Origin of the sequence: Devosia nitrariae (genome assembly GCF_030160115.1) — a bacterium.
GTDB lineage: Bacteria > Pseudomonadota > Alphaproteobacteria > Rhizobiales > Devosiaceae > Devosia > Devosia nitrariae.
The window spans coordinates 217,093-228,800 of record NZ_BSNS01000009.1 but is presented as its reverse complement, the minus strand read 5'-3'; the positions used below and the strand labels follow the sequence as shown (position 1 = coordinate 228,800).

The window sequence follows — 11,708 nt, the reverse complement described above, 5'->3', positions numbered from 1 at the left end:
GCGGCATCCTCAACATGACCGCCATCGCCGCAACCGAAGCGCTGGCCAATGGAGGGTGAGGTTGCGGTCCTTCGTGCCGGTGGCACGATCCTGCCATACCCACCGGACGACTCCCTCCCCCTTGTGGGGAGGGAAGCGAGATAGGACTTAGCGCCAGCTAAGTCCGTGATCGAGCAGGGTGGGGGTATGCCGCGGCAAAACGCGATGCTACGGTTTTTGCCGCGAGATACCCCCACCCGACCCGCTGCGCGGGCCACCCTCCCCACAAGGGGGAGGGTGGCGAAACACCGCCGACTCCATGCGTGTGGAGTCGTCCTTACTCGTGCCGGTTGAGCTCGCGCAGAAATGCCTCACCATAGCGGTCGAGCTTGGCCCGGCCAACGCCTGGCAGGTCCATCATATCGGCAATGCTCGCCGGCTTGGCGGTCGCCATGGCGCGTAGCGTTGAATCGTGGAAGACGACGTAGGGCGGCACGCCCTGCTCGCGGGCGAGCTTCAGGCGCACAGCCTTGAGGGCATCGAAAAGCAGTTGGGTTTCTTCCGGCAGCACCACGGCGTTGGCGAGGGACCGGCGCACATCGGCGGCTTTCTTCGGCCGGTCGCGGCGTAGCGTCACGGTCTTTTCGCCGCGAAATACCGGGCGCGCCGCTTCCGAGAGCATCAGCGCGCCGTGGTTGGCGTGGTCGACCAGGATATAACCGGCGGCGGTCAATTGGCGGATGACGGACTGCCAGGTTTTCTGGTCGACATCCCTGCCGACGCCGAAGACCTGCAGCTTGTCGTGATGGAAGCGGGTGACCTTCTCGGTCTCCTTGCCCATGAGGACGTCGATAAGGTGCCCTGCCCCGAACCGTTGCCCCGTGCGGTAGACGGCGGCCAGGGCCTTGACCGCGGCGTCGGTGCCGTCCCAGGTGTCGACGGGCGACAGGCAGGTATCGCAATTGCCGCATTCGCCGTCATGACCTTCGCCGAAATGGCTGAGGATGGCCTTGCGGCGACACTCAGCGGTCTCGCAGAGACCAAGCAACGCGTTGAGCTTGCCGAGCTCGACGCGCTTGACCTCGTCGGGCGCGTTGCCCTCATCGATCATGCGGCGGCGCTGGACGACGTCGGCCATGCCGTAGCTCATCCAGGCTTCGGACGGCAGGCCGTCGCGCCCGGCGCGGCCGGTCTCCTGGTAGTAGGCCTCGATGGAAGCCGGCAGGTCGAGATGGGCGACATAGCGCACATCGGGCTTGTCGATACCCATGCCGAAGGCGACGGTGGCCACCAGGCAAAGCCCCTCGTCCTTGAGGAACGCGTCCTGGTTGGCGCTGCGCCGATCGGCAGGCATGCCGGCATGGTAGGGCAATGCGCGGATGCCCTGGCGGTTTAGCCAGTCGGCGGTGGCGTCGACCTTGGCGCGTGAGAGGCAATAGACGATACCCGAATTCCCTTTGTGGCGGGCAAGGAACGAGAGCAGCTGCTGTCTGGCGTTGTCGCGCTCGACGATCGCGTAGCTGATGTTGGGCCGATCGAAGCTCGTCGAGAACACGCGCGCCTCGCCGAGCTGCAGACGCCCGATGATGTCCTCGCGCGTCGTCGGATCGGCCGTGGCGGTCAGGGCCATGCGCGGCACGCCCGGGAAGAGCTCGGTGATGCGGGCGAGATCGCGATATTCCGGGCGGAAATCGTGGCCCCACTGGCTGACGCAATGGGCCTCGTCGATGGCAAAGAGCGAGATATCGACCCCGCGCAGCATCTCGGCAAAGCCCGGCGTCGTCAGCCGCTCGGGCGCCACATAAAGAAGGTCCAGCTCGCCGGCCATCAGCGCCCGCCGCACCTCGCGCGCTTCCTCGGGCGCGAGCGCAGAATTGAGCGCCGCGGCGGCAACCCCTGCCTGGCGCAGCGCCTCGACCTGGTCGCGCATCAGGGCGATCAGCGGTGAGACCACGATACCGACGCCGGGCCGGCAGATGGCCGGCACCTGGTAGGTGACCGACTTGCCCGCCCCGGTCGGGAAGAGCACCACCGCATCGCCCCCGGCCACCACGTGGCGCACCACCTCCTCCTGCTGACCGCGGAACGCCGAGTGCCCGAACACGGTCGCAAGCACCTCGAGCGGGTCACGGGGGCGATTTAGGAAGAGGTCGGGTGCGGCTGTCGGCACGGGCTCTTGGCAACAAACGAATCTGGGAAAGCGGCGCCGTTCCGTTGAATCACGGCGAGCAGCCGCGGGCAAGACAGTGCACCACATAAGTGGGTGATAAGCCCCTTGCCTTCTCCTCTCTTGGGAAAATGAGGTGCCCCGCTCTAGCCTTGCAATCCCCGAGCCGCCCACAGCAGCCCGCGCCGCAGGATCTCGCGCACCTGCGGAATCTCCAGCTCGTCGGCGGTGTGGCCGAGGGAGGAATAGAAGACCCGCCCGTCGCCATGGTTGGTGGTGAACACCACCGGCATCATCACGTTCGAGCGCCACGGATCGAATTCGCCCGAGAACGTCGTCGTCGCCAGTACTTCGACCGCCGGATCATAGTTGAGGTAATATTGCTCGGAGGTGTGTTCGAAGCTGTCGATGCCGGCCATGATCGGGTGATCCGGACGGGTAACGTCGACCCGATAGGTGATGATATTGCCGGGATGCGCGACCCAATAGCAGCTCGCCACATAGCGGAAGGGCACGCAATCGCGAAAGCTCGTGGCGAGGCCCATGTGGTACCCGGCGAGCCCGGTACCTGCCCGGATGGCGGCGGTGAGCTTGCGGCCCTTCTCGCGATCGAGCTGGCCGTCAGTCACCACCGGCACGACGAGGTCGTAGCTGGCGATGTCGTCGGCGCCGAGGAGGTCATAGTCCTGGCTCACCGTCGCTGTGAACCCTTCGGTTTCGAGTAGGGTGCGCACGGTCTCGGCACCGCGCCTCGGCGTGTGGAGTTCCATGCCGCCGAAAACAATGAGGGCTTTGCGGAAGGTCGCCATCGCTGCTGCTAGAGCCCCAGCCCCGACGGCTTGGTGCGGTGTACGCCCTTGGGCGCAAACGGAAACGTCTCCGCCAGTCCGAGGAGAAGCGCGCAAAGATGCACTACCGACAGCCACATTTCGGTGCCCTGCAGGCTGCCGGTCTGCCCGTCGGCGAAGGGAAAGCCTTGCCCGGCAATCCAGCGTTCCGGCGCGCGCAGTATGACCGCCTCGGCGATCGCCTCTGCCTCCGGCCGGCGATGGTCGGTTGTCTTGAGGCAGAGCCAGAGGGGGTGGACGGTGTCGAGCAGATTGCAGGCGGTGTAAGTCTTGCCGGAGAAACCGCTATAGTTGCGGTAGTTGGCAAGGACGCTGTCGATCGCCCGCTCGGCATCGGGCACGGGCAGGCCGAACTGGGCGTAGGTCCCGCGCGTCAGGCGATAGAAGCCGTTGACCGGCTGCAAGAGGCCCTCCTCGGTGGTGGGCCGGCCCCATAAACCAGTGCCTCGATCCTGGTTGAGGGCGAGCCAGCCGAAGAGAGCCTCTCGCGTACGGCCCGCTGTGAAGTAACGGGCGTTGAAATAGAGCGCGGTACCGATGGCATCGATCGCCGAACCGGCCGACCAGGCGCGGGTCGCCCACGGCAGGTCGTCGAGCCAGTCGCAGAGATCGGGCGCGGACAGCTCCACCGCGGAGATGGGGTATTTCGGGCTCGCACCCAGCACTTCGAGCGCATAGCCGACGGAGAGGATGTTGTAGAGCGCAAGGCCATCGTCGCGCAGCGGCCTGCCCTCGGCGGGCCTGCGCCAGGGATCGGGAAAGAGACCAGTCTGCGGGTCCTGCACCGCCTGCAGCCTGGCCACGGTCCCGGCCACGTCGAGATCGTCGGGGAGTTCGCCGAAGGCACCGGCGATCTCGATGGCGTCGTTGAGGTGGCGGATGCTCATGCGCGCCTCGCCGTCCGCCTCGGGCGAGAGATAGCCCTCGGGCGTGCGACGCCGTGCCAGGATGCCGCGCCATTCGGCTGCGGCCGTTTTGCCCAAGCGTGCCAGCGCCGCTTCGGATTCGCTACGGCGCGACTGCATCGACCGTTCACCACGGCGGCGCACGACCTTGGCGGGGACGCCGGCGACGATCGCCATCTCGGGCACGTCCCGCGTCACGACCGCTCCAGCCGCGATCACCGCGCCGCGTCCGACGGTCACGCCATCGACGACGACCGCATTGGCGCCGACCCAGACGTCGTCGTTGATGACGATACCGAGGGTCTCGTGCTTTTGCACATGGATCGGCTGGTCCGGGTCATCAAAGCCGTGATTGAAACCGACGATGGAGGCATGGGAAGCAATGCGCACGCCATTGCCGCAGGCAACCTTGCCGGAAATCGCCGCATAGGAATTGACCGTGCAGTGGTCGCCGAAGGTCACGTCCCCGCGCACCAGTGCATGGCCGGCGATCCAGGAGTGCTCTCCCAGAAGCAGCCGGGTGGTGAAGATCGCCGTGTCGGCGGCGATATAGGCCGTCTCGGCGAGCTTGGCCCCGGCGGTCTCGGCAAGGCGGGCTTTGCGCGCGACGTGCTCGGGATCGGCGATGTCGGCGGCGGTCCGGTCCCAGGTGAGGAACTGCAGGCGCGCCTTGCGCTCCTCCGGAGTGAGCCGCCGCTCGTCCGGCAGGGCCTCGGCCGCACTCATGCCAGGCGCTCCAGAATGGTCGGCTCGATGGCGTATGTCAGCGGCTTGCCAGCGACGAACCTCTCGATCTCCTCGACGGCCATCTGGCCGAGGCGCAGCCGTTCGGTGCCTGCCGCACCCGCCACATGCGGCGTCAGGAAGACGTTGGGCAAGGTATAGAGCGGCGAGGACGGTTCGGGAATCTCGGGTTCGGTCACATCGATCACGGCGTGGATACGCCCGGTCTCGAGCTCGGCGATCAGCGCCGCTTCGTCGACCAGGGCGCCGCGGGCGGTGTTGATGAAAGTCGCTCCGTCGCGCATCAGGGCGAACTCGCGCGCGCCGATCATATGACGGGTCGTCTCGAGCGAGGGCGCATGCAGCGACACGATGTCGGAGCGTCTCAGCAGATCGTCGAGATCGGTGAGCTCGGCAAGGCCCGTCACCGGATCGGTGCGGCCGACATAGGGGTCGGCCAGGAGCACTTCGACGTCGAGTGCCTGAAGGAGCGTGGCGACCTTTCGCCCGATCCGGGAGGCCCCGATGAGGCCGACTGTGCGGCGGTAATTGCCGATCGGCTCGTCCATCAGCGCCCAGGTGGAGGTACGCGAGGGATCGGCCTTGTAGAGCTCGCGCAGCTCGAACACGCGCTTGTTGGCGAAGATGATGGCCGCGAGCGTATATTCGGCGACCGGGATGGCGTTGGCCTCGGCGGCGTGGGTCACGAGAATGCCGGCCTCGTAGACGGCTGGATCGAACGTATATTTGACCGTACCGGCCGCATGAGCAACAAGGCGCAACCGGGGCATGGCCGCAAGCACCTCGCGGCTGACGAACGGGCAGCCCCATCCCGTCACCAGGATCTCCGCCTCGCCGAGCAGGTCGCGCGCCTTTGCGGTCGAGAAATCCTCGATCGGCACGGGTGAAAGAATCTCGCAACTCCCGGCGAGCCGGTCGAGCAGGTGCTCGTTGAAGACGTAACGTGTCTTTCCGGCCGCCATGGCGAATACGAGTTTAGGCCGCATCAGAATCTCTCCGCGACCTGTATGGCGCTGACCTCGACGCCCTCGCGGGCGAAAAGGGCTTCGAGCTCGGCAAGATCGGGCAGTGCCGGCGGGCTCGCAAGCGCAGCCTCGGCCTCTGCGCCAGCGGGCAGGGCGAGCACTGCGCAGGCGAGGACGGTGGTGCCCGCCGGCACATCACCACGCAATTGCGGCACGATGGTCTTGGCAACGATGAGGTTGGTGTTGGGCAGGGCGCGCAGGGCACGGCCGGCGCGTTTGCCGCCGGGCGAAAGGTCGAGGATGACACTGACATCGCTCGGCGACCTGGCGAATCCCCTGCCCTCGTCGTCTTCGTAGGTGTCGGTGTTGAGGTCGGCGCGGGCGATAGCAAATCCGCCTTCGGTCGCGTGCAGCGGCCGGGGCGTCTCGATGCGGTGGATGCGGATGTGCCATGGATTGGCCGGGATCAGCCAGGTCTCGACCGTCACGTCGCTCCACGGTTTCCACCTGGCATGGAGCCGGTCACCCGCGATCAGCGCGGCCTCATTGCTCTCGCGCACCCGGTAGTGCCGGCCATCGTCGGACAAGCCGATCATTCCGTCAAAGGCGGCCGAGTGGTAGGCGCGCTCGTCGCTTTCGACCGAGAAGGCGTAGCGCGAGGAATAGACGAACTTGGCGTATTTCTCGGCGCCAAACCGCATCTGGTAATTCTGCTGGCCGCTGGCGAGCGCAACGACATTGCCCCTGGTGTGGCTCATGACCATGCCGGGGTGCTTGAGCGGCACCGGATCGGCGCTGGTGACAGCTGGCGTCTCCTCGGCCTGCCAGAAGGGATGGTCCTCCGGCAGGGCGAGCGGCAGGAAGGCCTTGAGCGCCCAATAGGGGGAGCCTGCCGAGTTGTAGTTCTCGCTCATCAGGAGGTTCGGATAGCCGAAGCCGATCGAGAGCACGCCGTCGCGGTCGGCAATGGGGAGCCTCGCCCACCAGCGCAGGTGCCGCATGAAGTGGCCCTTGATCTCGCCCCAGGGCAGCGCCTCCAGGTCGGCAAAGGCGAGCGCGCCCCAGATACCGCCGCAGGCGAAGCGGTAGGTGAGGCTGCGCCCGAAAGCCAGGGCCCCACCATCTTCGTCGAACCAGTGGCGGATGTCCCTGGCAAAGAGCTCGGCGCGCTCCCTGTAGCGCTTGACCCGCTCATCGTCGCCCTGGGCGAGCCTGGCGTAGATGAGGCCATAAAAGTGCATGGCGAAGGGAATGTAGTGGTCGATGCGGCGCACATTGCCGTCGCGGTACCAGCCGTCGCCGAGATAGAAGCCGTCGAGTTCCTCGAGGTACTTCTCCGTCAGGGAGCGGTCGAACTCGACGCCGACCTCCTCGAGCCCAAGATCCACGAGGATGCGGAAGAACTTCCAGTTGTTGTCGGCGAAGTCGTATTTACGGATGTGGGTGAGATAGGCCGCGATATTGTCCTTGGAACGCTGATCGAGCGGCTCCCAGACGAGGTGCGGCACCATTTTCAGGGTGAAGCCAATCGCGGCCATCTCGACCATGCGCTGGTCGGTCTGGTGGACCGTGCCCCAGTATTCGGGATGCTCGGGATCCATGCCGTTGGCGAGGCCCTGCCGGTAGAGTTCCCAATGATCGAACGCGCCGCCACCGGCCGCGAACGGCGTCACGCCCCAGAGCGGGCGGGCGAATCCCTCGACATCGGCGGCGATGCGGTCGAAATGGGCCGCCGTGCCGCTGAGGCGCACGCGCGCACCGCCTTCCGAAAAGAACGGCAGCAGGGGGTTGAAGAGGTCGAGCAGCGCCTTTTCGACATCAGCACGGGTCTTCAGCGGATTGCCGGCCAGCGGGTTGGCGCCCAGGGGATTGTAGATCATTCAAGCAAATGTCCTGGTCATGGGCGCCTCTGCATAGGCGCCTTTCAATTCGAGGGATTCGGCAAAATGGCAGGCGACTTCCGCTTGACCGACTTTGCGCAGCGCCGGCTTATCGGTGCGACAGCGGTCCTCGGCGAAGCGGCAGCGGGTGTGGAACGGACAACCGGTGGGCCGGTTGCCGAGATACGGAATCTCGCCGCGCACCGCCTTCTCGCGCTTGTTGCGACGGGTCGGATCGGCGATCGGCAGGGCCTCGAGCAGCACCTCGGTATAGGGGTGACGCGGGCGCTCGAACAGCGTCTCGGTTGGCGCGTCCTCGACGACGTGCCCCAGATACATCACCACCACCCGGTCGGCGATGTAGTTAACCACTCCGAGGTCGTGGCTGATGAAGATGTAGGTCAGGCCGAACTCGCCCTTCAAATCCTCGAGCAGATTGAGGACCTGCGCCTGGATCGAGACGTCGAGCGCGGAAACCGCTTCGTCGGCGATGACGAGCTTTGGATCGAGGACCAGGGCGCGGGCGATGCCGATGCGCTGGCGCTGCCCACCCGAGAAGGCGTGCGGATAGCGCCCGATGGCATCGGGGGCGATGCCGACCTTGCCCAGCACCTCCACGACCTTCTCCTCGAGCGCCCGGCCGCGCGCCACCTTATGGATGCGTAGCGGTTCGGCGACGATGTCGAAGACCCGCATATTGGGGTTGAGCGAAGACATCGGGTCCTGGAAGATCATGCGGATATCGCGACGCCAAGGTTTCATTGCACGCTTATCGAGCGCGGTCAGTTCTACAGGGGCATACCCCTGCGGACGGTAGACGACCTTGCCGGCGCTGACCGGCATCGCCTTGACGATGCAGCGGCCAAGCGTGGTTTTGCCGCAGCCGCTCTCGCCCACGATCGCCAGCGTCTCTCCCGGCGCGACCGAAAGGCTGACATCGGAAAGCGCATCGAGGCTTTGCGGCGGACCGAACCAGCCCGAACGGAAGGTGAAGGTCTTAGAGAGGTTCTCGACCGAAAGCAGCGCCGTCATGCCATCGCCTCCGCTACCGGCGCGTTCTGGGTCAGCAGATGGCAACGCGCCGTGTGGCCTTCCCCAACCCGGGTACGCTCGGGCCTGATCCCTGCGCAGGGCTCGAAGGCATAGGGGCAGCGGCTGGTGAAGGCACAACCCTCCGGCCGGTCCTTGGCCGAGGGCACCGTGCCCTTGATCGGTGACAGACGCTGCCGGTCGGCTTTGCGCGCCATGGTGGGAATGGAGCGCAGCAGTGCCTGGGTATAGGGGTGCCTGGGCGCGCGGAAGACGTCGAAGACGTTACCCTGCTCGACGACATCGCCCAGGTACATCACCGCTACGTCGTCGGCGATCTCGGCAACGACGCCAAGATCGTGGGTGATGAACAGCATGGCCATTCCGTAGTCGTCCTGCAGTTTTTTCAGCAGGTCGAGGATCTGCGCCTGGGTCGTCACGTCGAGCGCCGTCGTCGGCTCGTCAGCGATGAGCAGATTGGGCGTGCAGGCAAGCGCCATGGCGATCATGGCGCGTTGCCGCAGGCCGCCGGAAAGCTGGAAGGGATAGGCGTCGGCCCGCTCGCGGGGACCGGGAATGCCGACCTGGTCGAGAAGGCTGACGGTACGCTCGCGGGCTTGCTTGGGTTTCAGCCCCTCGTGCAGGATGATCATCTCGTCGATCTGATCGCCGATGGTGTGGACCGGCGAAAGCGAGGACATCGGCTCCTGGAAGATCATCGAAACCTTGTTGCCCCTGATCTTGCGCATGGCGAGGCTGTCTGGCTTCAATGTCGCGATATCGACCGTCTCTTCGCCGGGAGGCGTAAAGAGGATGCGGCCGCGGCTGATGGTGGCGTTGTGGTCGAGAAGACGCAGCACGGCGCGAGCCGTCACCGACTTACCACAGCCGCTCTCCCCCACGAGGCAAAGGGTCTTGCCGGGGGTCAACGTCAGGTCCACCTGACGCACGGCGACGATGTCGGCCTCGTCGGGCGAGGAGAAGGCGATCTCGACATCCTCGATGGTCAGCAGTGGTCTATCGGCCATGGGGGTCAGCGGCGTCACGAAGGCCGTCTCCAAGAAAATTGAGGGCAAGGATGACCACCACCACGGCAACCCCTGGCAGCAGCAGCCATGGCGCGCTGGCGAGTGTGCGGATGTTCTGGGCCTCCTGCATCAGCGTGCCCCAGGAAACGATCGGCGCCTGCAAGCCGAGCCCGAGGAAGGAGAGTGCAGTTTCGGCGAGGATCATACCGGGCACCGCGAGCGTTGCCGCGGCAATGATGTGGCTCATGAACGAAGGCACCATGTGCTTGGTGATGATGCGCCAGTCGCTGGCGCCGTCGAGCTGGGCGGCGGTGACGAAATCCTCGGTCCTCAAGGCAAGAAACCGGCCGCGCACCACGCGAGCAAGTTCGGTCCAGCCGACGAGCGAGAGGATGATCGTGATAGCAAAATAAATCTGGAGCGAAGACCAATCGCGCGGCAGCGCCGCTGCCAGCCCCAGCCACAGCGGAATGGTCGGCAGCGAGCGGATGAATTCGATCACGCGCTGGACGGCGCCATCGAACCAGCCGCCGTAATAGCCCGAGAAGCCGCCGATGATGACGCCGAAGAAGAGGCTCATGACGACGCCGACGAGGCCGATGGAGAGCGAGATGCGGGTGCCGTGGATAAGACGGCTCAGAAGATCGCGTCCCAGCCGGTCGGCGCCGAGCACATAGAGTGGGGCACGCGGTTCTGTGACGCCGAAGAGCTTAATGCTCATTGGGATGAAACCGGCGAGGCGATAGGGTTCGCTCGGCACGAAGAAGGCGATGGGGATTTTCACCTCCTCGTCGATGACGAAGGTGCGGCGCAGCGCCACCGGATCGATCTCGGTCTTATATCCATAGACGTAGGGACCGAACTGCCAGTTGCCGTTCTCGTCGGTCGAGAAGAAATGGATACCCTGCGGCGCGGCATAGGTATAGCGCGGGTTATAGTCGCCCGGACCGAGAGGAGCGAGAAACTCGGCGAGTAGCGCCACCAGGTAGAAGGCGACGACTATCCACAGGCTCCAAACCGCCAGGTGGTGCTGACGGAAGCGGCGCCACATCAAGGCGGACTGGCTTTCGCGCGAGCGCTTGACCCTGAGCAAGGCGGGCTGCTGAGTGAGTGCGTCGATAGCCATCAGTTGCCCCCGTAGCGGATGCGCGGATCGATCCAGGCAAGGATCAGATCGGAAATCAGCGTACCGATGACCGTTAGGACGCCGAGCAGCATGATTATGGCGCCGGCCAGATACATGTCCTGACTGGTCAGCGAGCGCAGAAGCATGGGACCGGCGGTCGGCAAGTTCATCACCACCGAGACGATGACCGAGGAGGATACGAGTGTCGGCAGCAGCCAGCCGATGGTCGATACCAGCGGATTGAGCGCCACTCGCACGGGATATTTGAGGATCACCTTCCACTCGGGCAGGCCCTTGGAGCGCGCGGTCGTGACATAGGGTTTCTTGAGCTCATCGAGCAAGTTGGCGCGCATAATGCGGATGAGCTGAGCGGTGCCGGCGGTCGCCAGCACAACGATCGGTGCCCAGGCATGGGAGAAGAAGTCCCAAATACGCGGCAGGCTCCAGCGGGCGTTCTCGAACTCGGGCGAGAAAAGCCCGCCGAGCGTGGTGCCGAACCAGACGTAGCCAAGATACATCAGCACCAGCGCGAAAAGGAAATTAGGTACGGCCAAGCCGAGGAAGCCGAAGATGGTGGCGAGGTAGTCACCAAGAGAATACTTGCGTACCGCCGCATAGACGCCGATCGGCAGGGCAACGAACCACATGACGACGACGGCGAGGCCTTCGAGCAGGATCGAATTGCCCAGACGCCCCCAGATGAGTTCGGTGACCGGTGCATTCCATTCGAAGCTGCGGCCGAAATCGCCGTGGAGGACAATGCCCGTTATCCATTTCCAATACTGGACCAGATAAGGCTGACCGAGCCCGTACTGCTGGCGCAAAGCCTCGATGGCCCGTGGATCGGCACGCTCACCCTGGGCGCTGATGGTGGCAAGATAGGTCGTCAGGTAGTCGCCGGGCGGCAGCTGGATGATGGCGAAAGCGACGAAGGAGACTGCCCATATGGTCACGACCATCGAAAACAGCCGTCCGGTCAGGAAACGTAGCATGGCACGCGGTCCTCGGGGCGATCGGGGCTTCCCGCGGCGACAGGC

Annotated in this window: 9 protein-coding genes; all 9 read right to left on the bottom strand. The window is 65.2% G+C overall.

What is annotated here, in order from left to right; genetic code table 11:
• Positions 1-316 precede the first annotated feature (316 nt).
• Positions 317-2,149 carry a DNA helicase RecQ gene (gene recQ / locus QQK18_RS10555; protein ID WP_284340295.1) on the bottom strand — a complete coding sequence of 611 codons (1,833 nt, stop codon included), beginning with the start codon at positions 2,147-2,149 and terminating at the stop codon, positions 317-319.
• 143 nt (positions 2,150-2,292) lie between these two features.
• The gene (locus QQK18_RS10550; protein WP_284340294.1) at positions 2,293-2,955 is read right to left on the bottom strand and encodes a ThuA domain-containing protein; all 663 of its coding nucleotides are present in this window, start codon (positions 2,953-2,955) and stop codon (positions 2,293-2,295) included.
• 8 nt (positions 2,956-2,963) lie between these two features.
• The gene (locus QQK18_RS10545; RefSeq protein ID WP_284340293.1) at positions 2,964-4,625 is read right to left on the bottom strand and encodes an acyltransferase; all 1,662 of its coding nucleotides are present in this window, start codon (positions 4,623-4,625) and stop codon (positions 2,964-2,966) included.
• Positions 4,622-5,632 carry a hydroxyacid dehydrogenase gene (locus tag QQK18_RS10540; RefSeq protein WP_284340301.1) on the bottom strand — a complete coding sequence of 337 codons (1,011 nt, stop codon included), beginning with the start codon at positions 5,630-5,632 and terminating at the stop codon, positions 4,622-4,624. The genes QQK18_RS10545 and QQK18_RS10540 overlap by 4 nt, the downstream gene beginning before the upstream one ends.
• Positions 5,629-7,488, bottom strand: a complete 1,860-nt coding sequence (locus QQK18_RS10535) for a DUF2264 domain-containing protein (protein WP_284340292.1) — start codon at positions 7,486-7,488, stop codon at positions 5,629-5,631. Before QQK18_RS10535 ends, QQK18_RS10540 begins: the two co-directional genes overlap by 4 nt.
• Positions 7,489-8,520 (bottom strand): ABC transporter ATP-binding protein, encoded by a 1,032-nt coding sequence (locus QQK18_RS10530; protein ID WP_284340291.1) that lies wholly within the window; start codon positions 8,518-8,520, stop codon positions 7,489-7,491. It abuts the gene before it with no gap.
• Positions 8,517-9,545: an ABC transporter ATP-binding protein gene (locus QQK18_RS10525; RefSeq protein ID WP_379993754.1), complete on the bottom strand. Its 1,029-nt coding sequence runs from the start codon at positions 9,543-9,545 to the stop codon at positions 8,517-8,519. Before QQK18_RS10525 ends, QQK18_RS10530 begins: the two co-directional genes overlap by 4 nt.
• Entirely contained in the window at positions 9,535-10,671 is a 1,137-nt protein-coding gene (locus QQK18_RS10520; protein ID WP_284340289.1) for an ABC transporter permease, read from the bottom strand. Before QQK18_RS10520 ends, QQK18_RS10525 begins: the two co-directional genes overlap by 11 nt.
• Entirely contained in the window at positions 10,671-11,663 is a 993-nt protein-coding gene (locus QQK18_RS10515; protein WP_284340288.1) for an ABC transporter permease, read from the bottom strand. The genes QQK18_RS10520 and QQK18_RS10515 overlap by 1 nt, the downstream gene beginning before the upstream one ends.
• Positions 11,664-11,708: the final 45 nt, after the last annotated feature.

Bases quoted from the DNA above. Each gene is read 5' to 3' on its own strand.
- QQK18_RS10550 (WP_284340294.1), bottom strand. From the start codon at position 2,955: ATGGCGACCTTCCGCAAAGCCCTCATTGTTTTCGGCGGCATGGAACTC.
- QQK18_RS10545 (WP_284340293.1), bottom strand. From the start codon at position 4,625: ATGAGTGCGGCCGAGGCCCTGCCGGACGAGCGGCGGCTCACTCCGGAG.
- QQK18_RS10535 (WP_284340292.1), bottom strand. From the start codon at position 7,488: ATGATCTACAATCCCCTGGGCGCCAACCCGCTGGCCGGCAATCCGCTG.
- QQK18_RS10530 (WP_284340291.1), bottom strand. From the start codon at position 8,520: ATGACGGCGCTGCTTTCGGTCGAGAACCTCTCTAAGACCTTCACCTTC.
- QQK18_RS10525 (WP_379993754.1), bottom strand. From the start codon at position 9,545: ATGGCCGATAGACCACTGCTGACCATCGAGGATGTCGAGATCGCCTTC.
- QQK18_RS10520 (WP_284340289.1), bottom strand. From the start codon at position 10,671: ATGGCTATCGACGCACTCACTCAGCAGCCCGCCTTGCTCAGGGTCAAG.
- QQK18_RS10515 (WP_284340288.1), bottom strand. From the start codon at position 11,663: ATGCTACGTTTCCTGACCGGACGGCTGTTTTCGATGGTCGTGACCATA.